The sequence below is a fragment of the Candidatus Pantoea bituminis genome (genome assembly GCF_018842675.1).
Taxonomy (GTDB): Bacteria; Pseudomonadota; Gammaproteobacteria; order Enterobacterales; family Enterobacteriaceae; genus Pantoea; species Pantoea phytostimulans.
On record NZ_JAGTWO010000004.1, the window covers coordinates 2,700,811 to 2,722,230 of the forward strand.

Annotated in this window: 15 protein-coding genes and 6 pseudogenes; 19 read left to right on the top strand and 2 right to left on the bottom strand. The window is 51.4% G+C overall.

Annotation, left to right across the window (positions count from 1 at the left end):
* Positions 1 to 3: 3 nt before the first annotated feature.
* From miaB to lnt, 5 genes and pseudogenes are all read left to right on the top strand, one after another.
* On the top strand, positions 4 to 1,428 hold the full coding sequence (miaB, locus tag KQP84_RS16545; protein WP_215847351.1) for a tRNA (N6-isopentenyl adenosine(37)-C2)-methylthiotransferase MiaB: 1,425 nt from the start codon (positions 4 to 6) through the stop codon (positions 1,426 to 1,428).
* Positions 1,429 to 1,637: 209 nt separating this feature from the next.
* A complete protein-coding gene (locus tag KQP84_RS16550; RefSeq protein WP_215847352.1) occupies positions 1,638 to 2,699 on the top strand; it encodes a PhoH family protein in 1,062 nt (353 codons plus the stop codon).
* Positions 2,696 to 3,169: an rRNA maturation RNase YbeY gene (ybeY, locus tag KQP84_RS16555; protein WP_215847353.1), complete on the top strand. Its 474-nt coding sequence runs from the start codon at positions 2,696 to 2,698 to the stop codon at positions 3,167 to 3,169. The genes KQP84_RS16550 and ybeY overlap by 4 nt, the downstream gene beginning before the upstream one ends.
* An 81-nt stretch (positions 3,170 to 3,250) precedes the next feature.
* A pseudogene (corC, locus tag KQP84_RS16560) lies at positions 3,251 to 4,130 on the top strand (CNNM family magnesium/cobalt transport protein CorC).
* Between the two features lie 4 nt (positions 4,131 to 4,134).
* Positions 4,135 to 5,657: pseudogene (gene lnt / locus KQP84_RS16565) on the top strand (apolipoprotein N-acyltransferase).
* A gap of 7 nt (positions 5,658 to 5,664) precedes the next feature.
* Here the strand turns inward: lnt and KQP84_RS16570 are convergent.
* Positions 5,665 to 5,964: a hypothetical protein gene (locus KQP84_RS16570; protein ID WP_215847354.1), complete on the bottom strand. Its 300-nt coding sequence runs from the start codon at positions 5,962 to 5,964 to the stop codon at positions 5,665 to 5,667.
* 139 nt (positions 5,965 to 6,103) lie between these two features.
* Here KQP84_RS16570 and KQP84_RS16575 point away from each other — a divergent pair, with 139 nt between their 5' ends.
* The 4 genes and pseudogenes from KQP84_RS16575 (at position 6,104) to KQP84_RS16590 (ending at position 9,298) form a co-directional block, all read left to right on the top strand.
* The gene (locus KQP84_RS16575; RefSeq protein WP_215847355.1) at positions 6,104 to 7,000 is read left to right on the top strand and encodes an amino acid ABC transporter substrate-binding protein; all 897 of its coding nucleotides are present in this window, start codon (positions 6,104 to 6,106) and stop codon (positions 6,998 to 7,000) included.
* A 155-nt stretch (positions 7,001 to 7,155) separates the two neighbouring features.
* A pseudogene (locus tag KQP84_RS16580) lies at positions 7,156 to 7,895 on the top strand (amino acid ABC transporter permease).
* Complete coding sequence (gene gltK, locus KQP84_RS16585; RefSeq protein WP_215847356.1) at positions 7,895 to 8,572, top strand: glutamate/aspartate ABC transporter permease GltK; 678 nt, start codon at positions 7,895 to 7,897, stop codon at positions 8,570 to 8,572. The pseudogene KQP84_RS16580 and the gene gltK overlap by 1 nt, the downstream one beginning before the upstream one ends.
* On the top strand, positions 8,573 to 9,298 hold the full coding sequence (locus tag KQP84_RS16590; RefSeq protein WP_215847357.1) for an amino acid ABC transporter ATP-binding protein: 726 nt from the start codon (positions 8,573 to 8,575) through the stop codon (positions 9,296 to 9,298). It begins immediately after the preceding gene.
* A 46-nt stretch (positions 9,299 to 9,344) separates the two neighbouring features.
* On the opposite strand, the gene KQP84_RS16595 is transcribed toward KQP84_RS16590, so the two are convergent.
* Positions 9,345 to 9,827, bottom strand: a complete 483-nt coding sequence (locus tag KQP84_RS16595) for a zinc ribbon-containing protein (RefSeq protein ID WP_215847358.1) — start codon at positions 9,825 to 9,827, stop codon at positions 9,345 to 9,347.
* Positions 9,828 to 10,049: 222 nt separating this feature from the next.
* On the opposite strand from KQP84_RS16595, the pseudogene leuS reads away from it, so the two are divergent.
* From leuS to dacA, 10 genes and pseudogenes are all read left to right on the top strand, one after another.
* Positions 10,050 to 12,631, top strand: a pseudogene (gene leuS, locus KQP84_RS16600) (leucine--tRNA ligase).
* 14 nt (positions 12,632 to 12,645) lie between these two features.
* The gene (gene lptE / locus KQP84_RS16605) at positions 12,646 to 13,245 is read left to right on the top strand and encodes an LPS assembly lipoprotein LptE (protein ID WP_215847359.1); all 600 of its coding nucleotides are present in this window, start codon (positions 12,646 to 12,648) and stop codon (positions 13,243 to 13,245) included.
* Complete coding sequence (holA, locus tag KQP84_RS16610) at positions 13,242 to 14,273, top strand: DNA polymerase III subunit delta (RefSeq protein WP_215847360.1); 1,032 nt, start codon at positions 13,242 to 13,244, stop codon at positions 14,271 to 14,273. The genes lptE and holA overlap by 4 nt, the downstream gene beginning before the upstream one ends.
* Complete coding sequence (gene nadD / locus KQP84_RS16615; protein ID WP_215847361.1) at positions 14,266 to 14,910, top strand: nicotinate-nucleotide adenylyltransferase; 645 nt, start codon at positions 14,266 to 14,268, stop codon at positions 14,908 to 14,910. The genes holA and nadD overlap by 8 nt, the downstream gene beginning before the upstream one ends.
* Positions 14,911 to 15,044: 134 nt before the next feature.
* Positions 15,045 to 15,362, top strand: a complete 318-nt coding sequence (gene rsfS, locus KQP84_RS16620) for a ribosome silencing factor (RefSeq protein WP_215847362.1) — start codon at positions 15,045 to 15,047, stop codon at positions 15,360 to 15,362.
* A gap of 3 nt (positions 15,363 to 15,365) precedes the next feature.
* Positions 15,366 to 15,836 carry a 23S rRNA (pseudouridine(1915)-N(3))-methyltransferase RlmH gene (rlmH, locus tag KQP84_RS16625; RefSeq protein ID WP_215847363.1) on the top strand — a complete coding sequence of 157 codons (471 nt, stop codon included), beginning with the start codon at positions 15,366 to 15,368 and terminating at the stop codon, positions 15,834 to 15,836.
* A 34-nt stretch (positions 15,837 to 15,870) separates the two neighbouring features.
* Positions 15,871 to 17,774 (top strand): annotated as a pseudogene (gene mrdA, locus KQP84_RS16630) (peptidoglycan DD-transpeptidase MrdA).
* An 8-nt stretch (positions 17,775 to 17,782) separates the two neighbouring features.
* Positions 17,783 to 18,895 carry a peptidoglycan glycosyltransferase MrdB gene (mrdB, locus tag KQP84_RS16635; protein WP_215848319.1) on the top strand — a complete coding sequence of 371 codons (1,113 nt, stop codon included), beginning with the start codon at positions 17,783 to 17,785 and terminating at the stop codon, positions 18,893 to 18,895.
* A gap of 10 nt (positions 18,896 to 18,905) precedes the next feature.
* A complete protein-coding gene (gene rlpA / locus KQP84_RS16640) occupies positions 18,906 to 19,994 on the top strand; it encodes an endolytic peptidoglycan transglycosylase RlpA (RefSeq protein WP_215847364.1) in 1,089 nt (362 codons plus the stop codon).
* Positions 19,995 to 20,121: 127 nt separating this feature from the next.
* Positions 20,122 to 21,332, top strand: a pseudogene (dacA, locus tag KQP84_RS16645) (D-alanyl-D-alanine carboxypeptidase DacA).
* Positions 21,333 to 21,420 lie beyond the last annotated feature (88 nt).

Consider the following 21,420-nt stretch of genomic DNA (forward strand, 5'->3'; position numbering starts at 1 on the left):
TCGATGACAAAAAAACTGCATATCAAAACCTGGGGATGTCAGATGAATGAGTACGATTCATCTAAGATGTCTGACCTGCTGAACAGTACGCATGGCTACACGCTGACTGAGGAAGCTGAAGAGGCGGATATCCTGCTGCTTAACACCTGCTCTATCCGAGAGAAAGCGCAGGAGAAGGTTTTCCACCAGTTGGGCCGCTGGAAAAAATTAAAAGAGCGCAACCCTGATTTGATCATCGGCGTCGGCGGTTGCGTAGCGTCGCAGGAAGGGGATCATATTCGCCAGCGTGCGCCTTGCGTGGATATCGTATTTGGTCCACAAACCCTGCATCGCCTGCCGGAAATGATTAACACCGTACGCGGAAGCAAAAGCCCGGTTGTTGATATCAGCTTTCCTGAAATTGAGAAATTTGATCGTCTGCCAGAACCGCGTGCAGAAGGCCCAACCGCCTTCGTTTCCATCATGGAAGGCTGCAATAAATATTGTACTTTCTGTGTGGTGCCTTATACCCGCGGCGAGGAAGTAAGCCGTCCGAGCGACGACATTTTGTTGGAAATTGCCCAACTGGCTGCGCAAGGTGTTCGCGAGGTCAACCTGCTGGGTCAAAATGTTAACGCCTATCGTGGCGCAGCCTTTGATGGTGATGTCTGCACTTTTGCAGAGTTATTGCGTCTGGTTGCTGCTATCGACGGCATTGACCGTATTCGCTTCACCACCAGCCATCCCATCGAATTTACCGATGACATCATCGAGGTTTATCGCGATACACCGGAACTGGTGAGCTTCCTGCATTTGCCGGTGCAAAGCGGTGCTGATCGTATTCTGACACTGATGAAACGTGCGCATACCGCACTGGAGTACAAAGCGATTATCCGTAAGCTGCGCGCGGCACGCCCGGAGATTGAGATTAGCTCTGACTTTATCATCGGCTTCCCTGGCGAAACGCAGCAGGACTTCGAGCAGACCATGAAGCTGATTGGCGACATCAACTTCGACATGAGCTATAGCTTTATTTATTCTGCACGTCCCGGCACGCCAGCAGCGGACTTGCCCGATGACGTCAGCGAAGAAGAGAAAAAGCAGCGTCTGTGGATTCTGCAAGATCGTATTAACCAGCAGGCACTGGCCATTAGCCGCCGTATGCTGGGCAGCGTGCAACGCATTCTGGTTGAAGGCATCTCGCGTAAGAACGTGATGGAACTGACGGGACGCACTGAAAACAACCGCGTGGTTAACTTCGAATGCTCGCCAGAGATGATAGGCAAATTTGTCGATGTCGAGATTGTCGACGTCTATACCAATTCGCTGCGTGGCAAACTGGTCCGCACTGAGGATGAGATGGGTCTACGCGTTGTTGAAAGCCCGGCGTCGGTCATTGCGCGTACGCGTAAAGAGAACGAAATCGGCGTAGGTACTTTCCAGCCTTGATCCCTGCTTTACTTTGCGGCAGCGCGCGCAGTGCTGCCGCCAAATTCAGTTTGTTGCACTTGGTTTCTGAAAGAGCCGCCCAAATATCTTTTCTGAAGCTTGCGTCCAGGCTTTACGACATAAATAATTTCGTTATGGTGCATTCGTTTAAGCCAAACGGTGCGTCAAACACCCATTTCAACTGGCCCTCAGTGACCCAAAGGATTCGTTTGAATATCGAAACTCGTGAAATCGCCCTTGAACCGGCCGATAACCGCCGTCTGATGAGCCTGTGTGGTCCATTTGATGACAATATTAAACAACTGGAACGTCGTTTGGGCATCGAAATCAATCGCCGTGACAATGCCTTCAAGTTAGTTGGACGCGCGCTGTGCGTGAACGCGGCGGCAGATATCCTTAAAACGCTCTACGTTGACACGGCCCCCGTTCGCGGTGATATCCCCGATATCGAGCCAGAAAAAATTCACCTGGCGATCAAAGAGAGTCGTGTACTGGAACAAACCGCAGAAAGCGTGCCTGATTTTGGCAAAGCGGTGAACATCAAAACGAAACGTGGCGTCATTAAGCCGCGTACGCCTAATCAGGCGCAGTACATCGCGAATATCCTCGACCATGACATCACCTTCGGTGTCGGCCCGGCGGGTACCGGTAAAACCTATCTGGCGGTGGCTGCGGCAGTTGACGCGCTGGAGCGTCAGGAAATCCGTCGTATTCTGCTGACGCGCCCCGCCGTGGAAGCGGGTGAAAAACTGGGTTTCCTGCCAGGCGATCTCAGCCAGAAAGTTGATCCTTACCTGCGCCCTCTTTATGACGCGCTGTTTGAGATGCTGGGCTTTGAACGCGTTGAAAAGCTGATGGAGCGCAACGTTATCGAAGTCGCGCCGCTGGCTTACATGCGTGGCCGTACGCTCAATGATGCGTTCATCATCCTGGATGAGAGCCAGAACACCACCATCGAACAGATGAAAATGTTCCTGACGCGTATCGGCTTTAATTCAAAAGCGGTGATTACCGGCGACGTCACGCAGATAGACTTGCCGCGTCACACCAAATCTGGCCTGCGCCACGCAATTGAGGTGCTTTCAGAAGTGGAAGAGATCAGTTTCAACTTCTTCCATAGCGAAGACGTTGTCCGTCATCCCGTGGTCGCACGCATCGTTGTCGCCTATGAAGCCTGGGAAGAAGCCGATCAAAAACGTCGCGATCAACAGGCTGAAGAGCGTAAACGTGAAGCGCTGGCGGCGCATGTTGCCGCGCAGGAGAGCAAATGAGTTCGGTAATCCTTGATCTTCAACTCGCCTGCGAGCACACCACGGGCTTGCCGGAAGAAGCACAGTTCCAGCGTTGGCTGGAAGCGGCGGTTATGCCCTTTCAACCAGAAAGTGAAGTCACTATTCGTCTGGTTGATGAAGCAGAAAGTCATGAGCTTAATCTGACTTATCGCGGTAAAGATAAGCCGACCAATGTGCTGTCATTTCCGTTTGAAGCCCCACCTGGTATTGAATTGCCGCTGCTTGGCGATCTGATTATTTGTCGTCAGGTTGTCGAGCAAGAGGCTGCTGAACAAGGCAAAACTGTTGAAGCGCATTGGGCGCATATGGTGGTACACGGTACGCTGCATTTGTTGGGCTATGACCACATTGAAGACGAAGAAGCCGAAGAAATGGAAGGAATCGAGACCGAGATAATGCTTGCTCTTGGGTATCCCGATCCGTACATTTCGGAGAAAGAAGACGCTTGAGCCTTTGGTTCAGGTCATCCTGCTGTTAGCACTAACGCTGACAGTTTTATTTTCTTATCAGAGAGATCGACAAAAACCGCCATGAGCGATGACCATTCTCAAAACAGCGATGCACCCAGTAGTAAAAGGGATTTTTTCCCTGTTGATCAACCAACTGTTTCACGGTGAACCAAAAAGCCGTGACGAACTGCTGGAGCTGATCCGCGATTCTAATCATAAAGACCTGATCGATCAGGATACCCGCGACATGCTCGAAGGTGTATTGGACATTGCAGAACAGCGCGTGCGTGACATCATGATTCCACGCTCGCAAATGATCACTCTCAAACGCAATCAGAACCTCGAAGAGTGCCTTGAGCTTATTATCGAATCCGCGCATTCGCGTTTTCCAGTAATCAGCGAAGACAAAGATCATGTCGAAGGCATCTTAATGGCAAAAGATTTGCTGCCATTTATGAGCAGTGAATCAGAACCGTTCAGCATGGAAAAAGTGCTGCGTCCTGCGGTTGTGGTGCCTGAGAGTAAGCGCGTTGACCGCATGCTGAAAGAATTTCGCTCGCAGCGTTATCACATGGCGATTGTCATCGATGAGTTTGGTGGTGTTTCAGGTTTAGTCACCATTGAAGACATTCTTGAGTTGATCGTGGGTGAGATTGAAGACGAGTATGACGAAGAAGAAGATCGTGATATTCGCCAGCTAAACCGTCAAACCTTCACTGTGCGTGCATTGACGCCAATAGAAGATTTTAACGAGGTGTTTGCCACGCAGTTCAGCGATGATGAAGTCGACACCATCGGTGGACTGGTGATGCAGGGATTCGGCCACCTTCCCGCACGTGGGGAAAGTATTGACATTGATGGTTACCATTTCAAAGTCGCGATGGCTGACAGCCGCCGTATCATCCAGGTTCACGTAACAATTCCGGAAAATTCGCCGCTACCTCACTTGGATGACGAATAAGTTTATGGTTTTAGCCTCTCTCTACTCGCGTCAGCGGGTACGCCTTCTGCTGGCTTTAATTATGGGTGCCTTTGGCACCCTCGCCTTTTCCCCTTATGATTTTTGGCCTGCTGCGCTGCTTTCGCTGTGTGGCCTGCAGCTCCTGACGCTCAATCGAACCAGCCCGCAGGCTACAGTCATCGGCTTCGTTTGGGGTTTTGGTCTGTTTGGTAGCGGCATAAACTGGGTTTACGTCAGCATCGCGACCTTTGGTGGCATGCCAGGACCGGTGAATATTTTCTTGGTGGTTCTGCTGGCCGCCTATTTAGCTATCTACCCCGCATTATTTGCAGGTTTGCTCAATCGATTTTGGCCGCGCGCTACATTGTGGCGTCTGGCGCTAGCCGCACCAGCATTGTGGCAAATCACTGAGTTCTTACGCGGTTGGGTGCTAACTGGCTTCCCTTGGCTGCAATTTGGTTACAGCCAGATTGATGGTCCGCTGAAAGGGCTTGCTCCGCTGGCGGGGGTAGAAACGCTGACCTTCCTGCTGATGATTATTGCTGGCCTGCTGGTGCATGCTCTGCAACAACGCAGCGGTAAAAGCCTGATCGCCGGCTTGATATTACTGGCACTGCCTTGGCCTCTACGCTACATCCAGTGGGTTCAACCGATGCCTCAGCGCAGCGTTGAAGTGGCTTTAGTACAAGGTAATATCCCGCAGTCGATGAAGTGGGATCCTCAGCAATTACTGAATACGCTACGCGTTTATACCAGCCTGAGTCAGCCGCTGATGGGCAAAGCGCCGATCATTATTTGGCCTGAGTCTGCTATCACTGATTTAGAAAGCAACCAGCAAGCGTTTTTGCGTTCACTTGATGATGAATTACACCAGCGTGGCAGCGCATTGATTACCGGCATCGTTGATTCACGTCTGGAGCAGAACCGCTACCACGACTACAACACAGTAATCGCGTTGGGTGGAGAACAGCCTTATAACTACTTCAGCGCCAATCGTTATCAAAAAACCATTTGGTTCCCTTTGGCGAATTCGTGCCGCTGGCTGATTTACTCCGCCCGCTGGCGCCGTTCTTTGATCTGCCAATGTCCTCTTTCAGTCGCGGTGCCTATATTCAACCGCAACTGAGCGTGGCGGGCTACCACCTTACTAGCGCGATTTGCTATGAAATTGTGCTGGGCGAACAGGTACGCGCCAATTTACGTCCCGATACTGATTTCCTGTTAACGGTATCCAATGACGCATGGTTTGGGCACTCAATAGGCCCGTGGCAGCATTTCCAGATGGCGCGAATGCGTGCATTGGAATTAGGCCGCCCGCTGTTACGTAGCACCAATAATGGCGTGACCGCAGTAGTGAATGCCAATGGCGATGTTGAGAAGATGCTGTCGCAGTTTACCCGCGGCGTATTAACTGAAAAAGTCACGCCCACTACCGGTGAAACACCTTATGCACGCGCTGGCGTTTGGCCAGTCTGGATATTAACGGCCTTAGCGGCGCTTATTGCTGTTATCCGCCGTCGGCGTTAGGTTTATCTCAACGCAAAACGGCGAAGGCTCCTTCGCCGTTTTTTCTTCTCATAATCTCTGTATCCCACCTCTTTTCGTCACCCTCCGCTACCAACATCTCTGCATCCTCATCTACTCGATCGCGCTTTCTGGCACGATGATTGCTATTTAACTCAGGAGTTTTCGCAGACATACCATTTGATGACGCGTTGTCAGGCCGTCTGCACCAAAAGAAATCAATCCCGCGCACCGCTATCGCGCACGGATGTGTTTTTGCCTTTTTTGGTGCGAATCGCCTCGCAAAAAAGAAACTTTTTTGTTTCATCACGTTAACAATCCGCTATGTTAGTGACTATTCTGAGCGCGCTTGCGCTGTGGGATGACCAGAAAAGCAGCAGAAAATACACACAACATCATAATCAGCACAGGATAAATTCTGTGCAATTTCCATACGAAGGAGTTGGAACATGCAGATACGCAAAGTGGCATTATCTCTTCTGCTGTTAAGCGCAGCAGCTGGAGCGGCCCAAGCGGAAGATCTCAGCGGCACCCTGAAAAAGATTAATGACAATGATGTCATTGTCGTCGGGCACCGTGAATCATCAGTTCCCTTTTCTTACTATGACAACCAGCAAAAAGTCGTCGGTTATTCTCAGGCTTATTCCAACGCCATTGTAGAAGCCATCAAAGCGAAGCTGAACAAGCCTGACCTGCAGGTCAAAATGATCCCTATCACTTCACAAAACCGTATCCCTCTGTTACAGAACGGAACTTACGATTTTGAGTGTGGATCAACCACCAACAACCTTGAGCGTCAGAAACAGGCCGCCTTCTCCGATACCATTTTTGTGATCGGCACGCGCCTGCTGGTGAAAAAAGGCGGTCCGATTAAAGATTTCACCGACCTCAAAGGCAAAACTGTGGTCGTGACATCCGGTACGACTTCAGAAGTTCTGCTGCATAAGCTGAACGATGAGAAGAAAATGGAAATGCGCATTATCAGCGCTAAAGATCACGGTGATTCTTTCCGCACGCTGGAAACCGGTCGCGCTGTGGCCTTCATGATGGACGATGCACTACTGGCAGGCGAACGTGCAAAAGCGAAGAAACCTGATAACTGGGAAATTTTAGGCACGCCGCAATCGAAAGAAGCTTATGGCTGCATGCTGCGTAAAGAAGATCCACAGTTCAAAACCTTGGTGGATGACACTATCGTTAAAGCGCAGTCTTCTGGTCAGGCAGAAAAATGGTTTGATACCTGGTTCAAGCAGCCGATCCCACCAAAGAATTTGAACATGAACTTTGCGTTGTCTGATGACATGAAAGCCCTGTTTAAAGAGCCTAATGACAAGGCACTGAATTAACAATGATAACAAGGGCAGCCGCGCTGCCCTCTCGATTGCTGAAACCGCGGCATGGACAGACAAACCTGTAACAGGTCGTTCCCCTGAAACAGGCAGTAAAAGCCGTTCATCAATCTTCAGGGTAGCTTAGCTACCCTTTTTTACCGGAGCTCGTTATGGGTATCGATTGGAACTGGGGCATTTTTCTCGAACAGGCCCCGTTCGGTAACACGACCTACCTTGGCTGGCTGTGGTCCGGTTTTCAGGTGACGATCGCCGTCTCCTGTTGTGCCTGGATTATCGCCTTCTGTGTAGGATCATTTTTCGGCATTCTGCGCACTGTACCCAATCGTCTGTTGTCGACCATTGGTACGTGCTACGTGGAACTGTTTCGTAATATCCCGCTCATCGTTCAGTTTTTCTTCTGGTACTTGGTGGCACCGGAACTGGTGGGTGAAAACTTAGGGATGTGGTTTAAAGCCGAGCTGGATCCCAACATTCAATTTTTCATCTCCTCTACGATCTGTCTTGGCCTGTTTACCGCGGCCCGCGTCTGCGAGCAGGTACGAGCGGCGATTCAGTCGCTGCCAAGCGGACAAAAAATGCCGGTTTGGCGATGGGGCTAACCCTGCCGCAAACCTATCGTTATGTGTTACTACCGAATGCGTATCGCGTGATTGTGCCGCCGATGACATCGGAAATGCTTAACCTGGTGAAAAACTCCGCTATCGCTTCGACTATTGGCTTGGTAGATATGGCTGCACAGGCGGGCAAACTGCTCGACTATTCCGCACACGCTTATGAATCCTTTACGGCTATTACGCTGGCCTACGTGGCGATTAACCTGGTGATCATGCTGTTGATGAGTTTTGTAGAGCGCAAAGTGCGTCTGCCTGGCAATGTAGGAGGGAAATAATGTACGAATTTGACTGGAGCTCCATTGCTCCCAGCCTGCCCTACCTGCTAAACGGTTTGGTTATCACGTTCAAAATCACCCTCACCGCGGTGATCTTCGGCATTATCTGGGGCACCTTGCTGGCAGTAATGCGTTTATCTACTTTCAAGCCCATCAGCTGGTTCGCCAAACTTTACGTCAACCTGTTCCGTTCAGTGCCGTTGGTGATGGTGCTGCTGTGGTTTTATCTGGTGGTGCCGAGCTTCTTACAGCAGGTTCTGGGGATATCGCCGAAAACCGATATTCGCCTGATTTCGGCAATGGTGGCTTTTTCACTGTTCGAAGCCGCTTATTATTCAGAAATTATCCGTGCCGGGATCATTAGTATCTCACGCGGTCAGGGTAATGCGGCGTTGGCGCTGGGCATGACGCAATGGCAGTCGATGAAACTTATCATCCTGCCGCAGGCGTTCCGCGCCATGGTACCGCTGCTGCTGACGCAAGGTATCGTGCTGTTTCAGGATACGTCGTTGGTCTATGTCTTGAGCCTGGCTGACTTCTTCCGTACCGCTTCTACCATTGGTGAGCGTGACGGTACCCAGGTTGAAATGGTTCTGTTTGCCGGTCTGGTTTACTTCGTTATCAGCCTGAGCGCGTCGTTGTTGGTCAGTTATCTAAAAAGAAAAAGGACGGTTTAAATGATTAACCTGAAAAATGTTTCTAAGTGGTATGGTCACTTTCAGGTGCTGACCGACTGCTCAACCGAAGTGAAAACCGGTGAAGTGGTAGTGGTCTGCGGACCGTCCGGTTCTGGTAAATCAACCTTGATCAAAACCGTCAATGGGCTGGAGCCGATTCAGCAAGGCAACATCACGGTTAGCGGAACCGAAGTAAACAACAAGAAAACTAACCTGGCCAAGTTACGCAGCCAGATCGGCATGGTGTTTCAGAACTTCGAACTCTTTCCGCACCTCAGCATTATCGATAATTTGGTGCTGGCGCAAGTCAAAGTCTTGAAACGTGACAAAGCCGCAGCGCGTGAGAAAGGCCTAAAGCTGTTGACTCGCGTCGGATTGGCAGCACATGCACAAAAATTTCCAGGCCAGCTTTCTGGCGGCCAACAGCAGCGTGTGGCGATTGCCCGCGCGCTCTGCATGGATCCCATTGCCATGCTGTTTGACGAACCGACCTCAGCGCTCGATCCTGAAATGATCAATGAAGTGCTGGACGTGATGGTCGAACTGGCACAGGAAGGCATGACAATGATGGTGGTAACCCACGAAATGGGCTTTGCGCGTAAAGTGGCTAACCGCGTGATCTTTATGGATGAAGGTAAAATTATCGAAGACACTAATAAAGATGACTTCTTTAACAATCCGCAATCCGATCGCGCTAAAGACTTCCTCGCTAAAATCCTGCACTAAAAAACAGGCGGGCTGCGAGGCCCGCCTGTTTTATCAAACATTTAAATTAAGGTTCAAACGGCTGGCGTTGAAACTGATCGTGCCCGCATTCCGGGCAACGTGACAAGGTTTCGGGTGTGTAAATAGCGCGAGTAAACTGGCACTTTTCACATACCAGATTTCCTAACCCCACCACTTCACCACTTTGATATACGCCATGGTGATGCAGATCCTGAAACACCTCCCGCCACTCCAGCTGGCTCTTATCGGTGATGTCAGCCAACTCTTTCCACACGCTTTCACGAATCACTCGCATAAACACTGAATCACCTAACGGCTCCTCAACTTCAGCATAGCTGCGTGCAAACTCTTCTAAATCTCGCCGAACCGACGAAAGCGCCTGATCGACTTCACCAACGCTGAGGTCACTGCTGGCAAGCAACTGACTACGCCGTTCAGCAATCAGCGTATCAACGTTACGATCGCCATGGCGAAGGCGCTCGGTCAAAACCGCTAACGACTCGCGATATTCCTGAGCCACTTTGTTCATTTAATTCTCCTTTATGCGCTCAATGCCTGCACTAAGTTTAGACGTTTTGGCATATTTGCCGTGTCGTCTGAGAGGCGAATGACAAAAGGGTGAAGGCTCAGGCGCTTTAAGCAGAAATCGCGCCAGCGAAAGTGGGAAGTGTTGTTGATACGCGGCCTTATGGGTATGCTATGCGGATCTTAAAGTAAGCAAAGTGTTATTCATTAAGGACCACAGGCAGCCATGCAAGAGCAATACCGCCCGGAAGAGATTGAATCCCGCGTGCAGCAGCACTGGGATGAAAACGAAACGTTTAAAGTGACTGAGCAGGAAGGTAAAGAGAAATATTATTGCCTCTCCATGTTGCCCTATCCTTCTGGCCGCCTACACATGGGTCACGTTCGTAACTACACCATCGGCGACGTAATCGCGCGTTATCAGCGTATGCTCGGCAAAAACGTGTTACAGCCGATTGGCTGGGATGCGTTTGGTCTGCCTGCAGAAGGTGCAGCGGTAAAAAATAACACCGCACCTGCGCCGTGGACTTACGACAACATCGCCTACATGAAAAACCAGTTAAAACTGCTGGGCTTTGGTTATGACTGGAGCCGTGAGCTAGCGACCTGCCAGCCAGAATATTATCGCTGGGAACAGTGGTTCTTCACCAAGCTGTACGAAAAAGGTCTGGTTTATAAAAAAACGTCGGCGGTGAACTGGTGCCCGAACGACCAAACAGTGCTGGCAAACGAGCAGGTTATTGATGGCTGCTGCTGGCGCTGTGACACCAAAGTTGAGCGCAAAGAAATTCCGCAGTGGTTCGTGAAGATCACCGACTACGCTGAAGAATTACTGAACGATTTGGATACGCTGGAAGATTGGCCTGAGCAGGTCAAAACCATGCAGCGTAACTGGATTGGCCGTTCGGAAGGTGTAGAAATCACTTTTGACGTGGCTAACAGTGAAGAAAAAGTCACCGTCTACACCACGCGTCCAGACACCTTTATCGGTGCGACTTACGTAGCGGTTGCCGCAGGTCACCCTTTAGCCACTCAAGCCTCAGTAAATAACCCGGCTCTGGCTGACTTTATCGCCGAATGTCGCAACACCAAAGTGGCTGAAGCCGATATGGCGACCATGGAGAAAAAGGCATGGCTACCGGCCTGTCTGTTATCCATCCGCTGACGGGTGAGTCCCTTCCAGTATGGGTCGCTAACTTCGTGCTGATGGAATACGGCACCGGTGCGGTCATGGCCGTTCCGGGTCACGATCAGCGCGACTGGGAATTTGCGACCAAGTACGATTTGCAAATCAAGCCGGTTATCCTGAACCTTGATGGCAGCGAGCCTGACGTAAGCGCGGCAGCGATGACTGAAAAAGGCACGCTGTTCAATTCCGGTGAATTTAGCGGTCTGGATCATGCTGCCGGTTTCAATGCCATTGCTGAAGCGTTAGCAGCGAAAGGCGTTGGCGTACGCAAAGTAAACTATCGTCTGCGTGACTGGGGCGTTTCTCGTCAACGTTACTGGGGTGCGCCAATCCCAATGGTGACGCTGGAAGATGGCACCGTGATGCCAACGCCAGAAGATCAGCTGCCCGTGATTTTGCCGGAAGATGTCGTCATGGATGGCATCACCAGCCCAATCAAAGCCGACCCAGAGTGGGCAAAAACCACGGTAAACGGCCAACCTGCGCTGCGCGAAACCGACACGTTTGACACCTTCATGGAATCGTCGTGGTACTACGCACGTTATACCTGCGCTAACTACAACGAAGGCATGCTGGACCCGGCTGCTGCAAACTACTGGCTGCCGGTTGATCAGTATGTGGGTGGTATCGAACACGCCATCATGCACCTGATGTATTTCCGCTTCTTCCACAAATTGCTGCGCGATGCTGGCTTGGTTAACTCGAACGAACCGGCTAAACGCCTGCTGTGTCAAGGCATGGTACTGGCAGATGCGTTCTACTATTTGGGCGTCAATGGCGAGCGCAACTGGGTTTCTCCGGTTGATGTCACCGTTGAGCGTGATGAGAAAGGCCGCATTACTCAGGCTGTTGACAATCAGGGCCGCGAAGTGATTTACGCTGGCATGAGCAAAATGTCGAAGTCAAAAAACAACGGCATTGATCCCCAGCTGATGGTTGAGCGCTATGGTGCGGATACCGTGCGTCTGTTCATGATGTTTGCTTCGCCAGCAGAAATGACACTGGAATGGCAGGAATCAGGCGTCGAAGGTGCTAACCGCTTCCTGAAGCGTGTGTGGAAACTGGTGTTTGATCACACGCAAAAAGGTGCCACTGTGGCGCTGGATGTGGCCAGCCTGGACGATGATCAGAAAGCGCTGCGTCGCGATCTGCATAAAACCATCGCCAAGGTCGCCGATGACATTGGTCGCCGTCAGACGTTTAACACGGCGATCGCGGCTATCATGGAATTGATGAACAAACTGGCGCGCGCGCCGCAGGAGAGCGAACAAGATCGCGCCCTGATGCACGAAGCGCTGTTGGCGGTTACACGTCTGCTTTATCCTTTCACTCCGCATGCGTGCTACGTTCTGTGGCAAACGCTGGGTGGCGAAGGCTCGATTGATGATGCAGTTTGGCCAGTAGCCGATGAAGCGGCAATGGTTGAAGATTCACTGTTAGTCGTGGTCCAGGTAAACGGTAAAGTGCGTGGTAAAATCACCGTTCCAGCCGATTCAACTCAGGAGCAAGTTCAGGCACGCGCTGCGCAAGAACATTTGGTGGCGAAGTACCTTGACGGCGTGACTATTCGTAAAGTGATTTATGTACCGGGCAAACTGCTTAACCTGGTCGTAGGTTAAGTTCAGGAGGAACTGTGCGACATCCGATTATCAGGCTGTTTGTCACGCTGGCGGTGTTGATCACCGCTGGCTGTGGTTTTCATCCACGCGGCACCACGCAGGTGCCGTCTGAGTTGAAAACGCTGATTGTTAACTCTGGCGATCCTTATGGTCCGCTGACACGTACAGTGCGTCAGCAGCTGCGCCTTAATAACGTCAATATTGTTCAGGACACTAAGCAGAACCGCATCGATATCCCCACGCTGCGTCTTGGCGGAGAAAGGCAAGGTCGTGACACCGCTTCGGTATTTATCAGCGGCACCACCGCAGAATATCAGTTGGTGATGACGGTAACTGCGCAGGTCCTGTTGCCGGGCAAAGGCATCTATCCCATCAGCACCACGGTTTATCGCTCCTTCTTTGATAACCCGAATGCGGCGCTGGCAAAAGATGCCGAGCAGGACTTGATCGTTCAGGAGATGCGTCAACGTGCTGCAGAGCAGTTGGTGCGTAAGCTGCTTACCGTGCATGCTGCGCAAATCAACAACAAAGAGACATTACCTGAATCGTCCATTCCGGTGCCGGGTGAAGATTCAGCGGAAGTGCCCTCTTCCTCTGCTACCAGTTTGCAATGATCAGGATTTATCCTGAACAACTCAGCGCGCAGCTTCGTGAGGGGCTGCGCGCCTGTTATTTGTTAGCCGGTAACGAACCTTTGTTGTTGCAGGAGAGTGCCGATGCCATCCGCGTCACCGCGAATGCGCAAGGCTTTGAAGAGCATTTCAGCTTCACGCTGGATGCTCACACCGACTGGGACAGTTTGTTTGTCAGCTGCCAGTCGCTCAGCCTGTTCGCACAACGCCAAACCCTGACGCTACACTTTCCCGAAAATGGCCCCAATGCGGCGATGGCAGAGCAACTGCTCAAGCTGTCTGGCCTGCTGCATGCCGATATTCTGTTGATTTGCCGTCTGGCAAAACTGACCAAAGCACAGGAAAACAGCGCCTGGTTCAAAGCGTTGTCGGCGCACGCTGTGTTAGTACCCTGTCAGACGCCAGAGCAGGCGCAGCTGCCACGTTGGGTTGTTAACCGTGCTAAAGCGATGCAGTTAAACATCGATGACGCGGCCGTGCAGCTGCTGTGTTACTGCTATGAAGGTAATTTGCTGGCGCTGGCACAAGCGCTGGAGCGTTTATCGCTGCAGTGGCCCGACGGCAAACTCACTTTGCCGCGCGTTGAAGAAGCCGTAAGCGATGCCGCACATTTTACCCCTTTTCACTGGGTGGATGCTTTGCTGGCGGGTAAAAGCCGCCGCGCCCTGCATATTCTTCATCAGTTAGAAAAAGAAGATAGCGAAGCGGTAATTTTAATGCGCACGCTGCAACGCGATCTGCTGACATTACTGCACTTGCAGCGCCATCAGACGCAACAGCCGCTGCGCACGCTGATGGATCAACAACGCATCTGGCAAAATCGTCGCGCTTTGTTTACCGAAGCACTACAAAGACTGGATGCTGTCCGTTTACAGCGCGCCATTCATTTGCTGGCACAGATCGAGATAACCTTAAAGCAAGATTATGGTCAGCCTGTTTGGCCACAGCTCGAAACGTTGTCGTTATTGATTTCCAGCCGCGCCTTTCCAACGAGTTTTGCTCATGTCTGAACTACACGCGCTGTTTGGTGGCACCTTTGACCCGATTCACTTTGGCCATTTGCGCCCTGTTGAAGCGTTGGCGCAACAAGTTGGATTAAAACGCATTACCTTGTTACCCAATAACGTGCCGCCACATCGTCCTCAGCCAGAAGCGAGTGCCGCACAGCGCGTTGATATGCTGCGTTGCGCTACCGAAACGCTTCCGCTGTTTGAGATTGATACGCGCGAACTGCAACGCGAAACGCCATCGTGGACCGTCGCGACGCTAGAAACCCTGCGCGCTGAGCGTGGCCAACAGCAGCCGCTGGGTTTTATTATTGGCCAGGATTCTTTGCTTACGCTGGCAAAATGGCATCGCTGGCAAGATTTGTTGTCATTGTGTCACCTGCTGGTCTGTAAACGCCCTGGCTATGCCACCGAAATGGATTCGCCCGAGATGCAGGCGTGGCTTGATGACCATATCACGCAGGATGTTCAGCAACTGCATCAACGGGCAGCAGGGTGTATCTGGCTGGCTGAAACGCCGTTGTATAATATTTCCGCTACTGAAATCCGTCAGCGCCGCCATCAGAATCTCGCTTGTGATGATCTTCTGCCTGCCGCCGTTATTGCCTATATCGACCGCGCTGGCTTATATCGCGACTGATTTCCCCATGCTATACTGCGCCGCTTGATTTTTGGCTGCGTCATTCCGTACATCATTTAGTCTGTGCATCATTTATTCTGAGCACTATCCGGGCTTTCAGCCGGTCCACCATCACCAGTTTTGAGGGGAACCTTTTGCAAGGTAAAGCACTCCAAGAGTTCGTTATCGATAAAATCGATGATATTAAAGGCCAGGACATCATTGCACTTGATGTGCAAGGTAAATCCAGCATCACCGATTGCATGATTATCTGCACCGGCACCTCGACACGTCATGTCTCTTCGATTGCCGAGCACGTTGCGCAGGAATCTCGCGCAGCGGGTATGGCGCCGCTGTCGGTTGAAGGTAAAAATGCTTCCGATTGGGTCATTGTTGATCTGGGTGAAGTTATTGTGCACATCATGCAGGAAGAGAGTCGCCAGTTGTATGAACTGGAAAAACTCTGGAGCTAACGCGTGAAACTGCAGCTCGTTGCCGTTGGCACCAAAATGCCCGACTGGGTGCAGACCGGTTTCATGGAATATCTGCGTCGCTTTCCCAAAGATATGCCGCTGGAATTGATTGAGGTTCAGGCGGGTAAGCGTGGGAAAAATGCTGACATCAAACGCATTCTTGAAAAAGAAGGTGAAGCGATGTTGGCGGCGGTCGGCAAAGGCAATCGCATTGTTACGCTGGATATCCCCGGACATCCGTGGGAAACGCCACAATTAGCGCAGCAGCTGGAGCGCTGGAAGCAGGATGGACGTGATGTCAGCCTGCTGATTGGCGGCCCGGAAGGTTTAGCGCCCGCCTGCAAAGCTGCGGCCGAGCAGAGTTGGTCGCTTTCAGCATTGACGCTACCCCATCCGCTGGTGCGCGTGCTGGTTGCTGAAAGTCTTTATCGTGCATGGAGCATTACGGCAAATCACCCTTATCATCGTGAATGACCGATAAGCCCACATCAGACCTTACAAGTAGCGGATGAAATTACAAAGCAACGCCTTTCGCGATTATAGCGCCGAACAGAAACTCTTTGTCCGCCGGGCGTTGATCGCTTTCGTCGGTATTTTAGTGCTTTCCTCCGTGCTGGTGGTCAACCTGTACCACCTGCAGATTTTACGTTTCGACGATTACCGTACCCGCTCAAACGAAAACCGCATCAAACTGGTGCCGGTTGCGCCCAGTCGCGGCATCATCTATGACCGCAACGGCACGCCGCTGGCGTCGAACCGCACTATTTATCAGGCTGAGTTAGTGCCAGAAAAGGTCGATGATCTTAAACAGACGTTAGAAAATTTACGTCCGGTGCTCGATCTCAGCGACGAAGATCTTGAAGCCTTTGAAAAAGAGCGCAAGCGCTCACGACGCTTTACCTCAATTCCGGTTAAAACCGGCCTGAATGATATTCAGGTTGCCCGCTTTGCTGTTAATCAATATCGCTTTCCCGGCGTCGAAGTTAAAGGCTACCAACGTCGCTACTATCCTTTTGGTCAGACGCTGACGCACGTTGTGGGTTACGTGTCGAAGATCAACGATCGCGATGTCGCTCGCCTTGATAAAGAAGGTAAATGGCCAAACTACGCAGCGACTCATGATATCGGCAAGTTGGGCATCGAAAACTTCTATGAAGATCTGCTGCACGGTAAGACAGGTTATGAAGAAGTTGAAGTAAACAACCGCGGCCGCGTGATTCGTCAGCTGCATGAGGAGTCGCCACAGGCGGGCCGCGACATCTATCTCACCATCGATCTTAAACTGCAGCAGTATATTGAAACGCTGCTGGCGGGAAGCCGCGCGGCGGTCGTGGTTAGCGATCCGCGTACCGGAGAAATATTGGCAATGGTATCAACGCCAAGCTATGACCCGAACCTGTTTGTTGATGGCATCTCGTCAAAAGATTATCGCGCCTTGTTGGCCGATGAAAACCGTCCGCTCTACAACCGTGCGATACAAGCGGCTTACCCGCCAGCGTCAACCGTTAAACCCTATGTCGCCGTCTCTGCCTTAAGTGCCGGTGTGATCAATCGTAATACCAGCCTGTTCGATCCAGGTTGGTGGCAACTTCCCGGTTCTGAAAAGCGTTATCGCGACTGGAAAAAATGGGGGCATGGCCGCCTCAATGTGACCAAATCGTTGGAAGAATCCGCCGATACCTTTTTCTATCAGGTCGCTTATGACATGGGTATTGACCGCCTTTCCGAATGGATGAATAAATTTGGTTATGGCCATCGCACCGGTATTGACCTTCCACAGGAAAGCGCGGGCAACATGCCGACGCGCGAATGGAAACAGAAGCGCTTTAAAAACCGTGGTATCAAGGCGATACCATTCCTGTTGGTATTGGTCAGGGATACTGGACGGCCACGCCCTTGCAGATGAATAAAGCGATGATGATCCTGATTAACGATGGCGAGATTAAAGTGCCGCATATGCTGCGCGCCACACGCGAAGGCCGTACGATAGTGCCTTACCGTCAGGCACCCTCGGCCCCTATTGGTGATATCCATTCGGGTTATTGGGAAATTGCTAAAGACGGCATGTATGGCGTTGCCAATCGCCCAAACGGTACTGCACACAAAAGCTTCGCGGATGCACCTTACAAAATCGCGGCCAAATCAGGTACGGCGCAGGTGTTCGGTTTGAAAGAGAACGAAACGTATAACGCGCATAAAATTGCCGAACGCTTACGTGATCACAAATTGATGACAGCCTTTGCACCCTACGACAAACCACGTGTTGCCGTGACGATCATTCTGGAAAACGGCGGCGCTGGCCCGGCGGTCGGTACCGTGATGCGCCAGATTCTGGATCACATTATGTTAGGTGATAACAATACTGTCCTGCCGGACGCAGCGCCCACGCCGCCCGGCTATGAAGGTGAATAATCATGTCCATGAACGATAGTCCGCAAAAAAGATCGATCTGGACGCGTATCCATATCGATCCATTGTTTATGTTAGTTATTTTAGGTCTGCTGACCTACAGCGCCATCGTTATCTGGAGTGCCAGCGGGCAAGATCCTGGCATGATGGAGCGTAAAATTGGCCAGATTGTCATGGGCCTGGTAATCATGATCGTCCTGGCGCAGGTTCCACCGCGGGTTTATGAAGGCTGGGCGCCTTATCTCTATATTATTTGCGTCATCTTACTGATAGCAGTCGATGCTTTTGGTCAAATCAGTAAAGGTGCGCAACGCTGGCTGGATCTGGGCGTGGTGCGTTTTCAGCCCTCGGAAATCGCCAAAATTGCTGTACCGCTGATGGTGGCGCGTTTTATCAACCGCGACGTCTGCCCGCCTACACTGAAAAATACCGGCATCGCCTTGATTCTAATCTTTGTGCCTACGCTATTGGTCGCGGCACAGCCTGACCTTGGCACCTCAATTCTGGTGGCGGCCTCAGGTTTATTTGTTCTGTTCTTATCCGGTATGAGCTGGAAATTAATTGGCGTAGCAGTATTGCTGGTGGCTGCTTTCATACCTATTTTGTGGTTCTTCCTGATGCATGACTATCAGCGCGACCGCGTGATGATGTTGCTTGATCCCGAGAGTGACCCGCTGGGAGCCGGCTATCATATAATCCAGTCCAAAATCGCCATTGGTTCTGGTGGCCTGCGTGGCAAAGGCTGGCTGGAAGGTACGCAATCACAACTCGAATTCTTACCCGAACGTCATACTGACTTCATCTTTGCGGTGCTGGCAGAAGAGTTAGGCCTTGTTGGCGTGCTGGCTTTGCTGGCGCTTTATTTGTTGTTGATCATGCGCGGTTTGATTATCGCAGCACGTGCGCAAACCACGTTTGGCCGCGTGATGGCGGGTGGTTTAATGCTGATTTTATTCGTTTATGTTTTCGTTAACATTGGCATGGTTAGTGGTATCTTACCGGTGGTTGGCGTTCCGTTGCCGTTGGTCAGTTATGGCGGCTCTGCGCTGATCGTACTTATGGCGGGATTCGGCATTGTGATGTCGATCCATACTCACCGAAAAATGTTATCTAAAAGTGTTTAAGAGGCTGCAGATGCGTAAGGATTGGCTTGGCGTTGCACTGGCATCAATGATTTTGGCTGCCTGTTCCACCCCGGAACCGCAAAATAGTGCGCCGCCGCAACCGGCTTATAATGGCCCGGTGGTTGAAATTCCTGGTGTGGAACCGCGTTATGAGCCCGTCAATCCCGGCACCAACCAGGATTACAGCGTCAATGGCAAAACCTACCGCATCAACCAAAATCCTCAGAATTTCAGCGAGATTGGTATAGCGGCCTGGTACGGTGATGAAGCAAAAGGCAACCGCACGGCAACGGGCGAAAGCTACGATCCCGATGCCTTAACGGCAGCCCATCCAACCCTGCCGCTGCCAAGCTATGTTCGTGTGACCAATATCGCCAATGGTCGTCAAATCGTGGTACGCGTTAACGATCGTGGTCCCTATACGCCAGGCCGCGTTATTGACTTGTCGCGTGCCGCAGGAGATCGCCTCAACATTTCCAACAATTCTCGCGTACGCGTTGACTACATTAACGTGGCACCAGATGGCACCCTTTCGGGACCCGGCACCATCGGTACTGTTGTTGCTAAGCAAAGCTACTCCCTTCCTGCTCGCCCTGATTTGAGCGGCGGATCGGTGATGAACGGCGGCAGCGCAGCGCAATCAGAACCCGCTCCGCAAAACGTTGAGGCTATCAGCAACAGCACATTGCAAAGCAGCGATAATATGGGCGCACCGGTTCAAAGCAGCGGCTTTCTTGGCGCCCCTCAACCGCTAGCCAATGGCGTACTGGAGGGCAGCGAGCCGCAGCCCGCTCCAGTAATCGCGACCGCTGCCGCAGCGTCTGCTGCCAGCCCTGCCTCATCCAGTAACAGCGCGCATCCGGTGGTCGGCTATGTTGTACAGGTCGGTGCATTAAACGATCCCGCTCGGGCGCAGCAAATGCAAAAAAGCTTAAGCCAGCGCTTTGGCGTGCCCGGCGCCGTTGAAACTTCAGGCAACGTTTATCGTGTGCAACTTGGCGGGTTTAAAACTCGCGCTGAAGCAGCTGCGTTACAACAGCGATTAAATACTGAGGCACAAATTACGTCGTTCATTACCAGCGCGCGTCACGAAATGTGATGTAAATCACCTTAGTCGTAACGTCTGCTAACAACCCATTCATTAAGCCAGATGCCTGTAAATCAGGCATTTGTTATGATGAGTTATCTTTTTAAACCTTAAAACCACGGATGTTGTAGTCCTATACATGAACACGCTGAAATCATCTCGTTTGCTGAAACGCCTGACAGTGGGATCACTGATCGCTTTCTCTCTCAGCCATGCCGCTATTGCTGATGATGTTAATCTCAAGACTATGATTCCGGGCGTACCGGACATTGATGCCGAAGCTTATGTGCTCATCGATTACCATTCAGGTAAGGTGTTGGCCGAAAAGAATGCTGATGCGCGTCGCGATCCCGCCAGTCTGACCAAAATGATGACCAGCTATGTGATTGGACAAGCGGTTAAATCTGGCAAAATCCATCAGGACGATATTGTTACTGTGGGTCAGGATGCCTGGGCGACCGGCAACCCCGTGTTTAAAGGCTCTTCGTTGATGTTCCTGAAGCCTGGCGATCGTGTTCCGGTTTCACAGCTGACGCGCGGCATTGTGCTGCAATCAGGTAACGATGCTTGTGTGGCGATGGCCGATTACGTTGCCGGCAGCCAGGATGCGTTCGTTAACCTGATGAACAACTATGTAAAAGCCATTGGCCTGACAAACACCCATTTCCAGACGGTTCACGGTTTGGATGCGGAAGGTCAATACAGTTCAGCACGCGATATGGCGAAGATTGGTCAAGCACTGATCCGCGATGTGCCAGATGAATACGCGGTTTATAAAGAAAAAGAATTTACCTTCAACAATATCCGTCAGATGAACCGTAATGGTCTGCTTTGGGACACTAACCTGAATGTTGATGGGATCAAAACCGGTCATACCAACGCAGCGGGCTATAACCTTGTCGCTTCTGCTACCGAAGGCCAGATGCGTTTGATCTCTGCCGTAATGGGTGGACATACCTATAAAGGTCGTGAAACCGAAAGCAAAAATTGCTGACATGGGGCTTCCGTTTCTTTGAAACCGTCGCGCCACTAAAAGCAGGTAAAGAGTTTGCTTCCGAGCCGGTGTGGTTTGGTAACAGCGATCGTGTTCAGCTGGGCGTAGATAAAGATGCCTACCTGACCATTCCACGTGGACGGATGAAAGATCTGAAAGCCAGCTATGTGCTGAACAATACTGAGCTGCACGCACCGCTGCAGAAAAATCAGGTTGTGGGTAGCATTAACTTCCAGCTGGACGGTAAAACCATCGATCAGCGCCCGCTGGTGGTGTTAAACGAAATCACTGAAGGTGGATTCTTCAGCCGTATCGTCGACTACATCAAACTGATGTTCCATCACTGGTTCGGCTAATCTCTGCGGGCGATTGAAAAGTCGCCACAGCGCCCCCATATCACGTTATTATGATGCTCCCGCTCAGGCGGGAGCCTTTTTATGCACC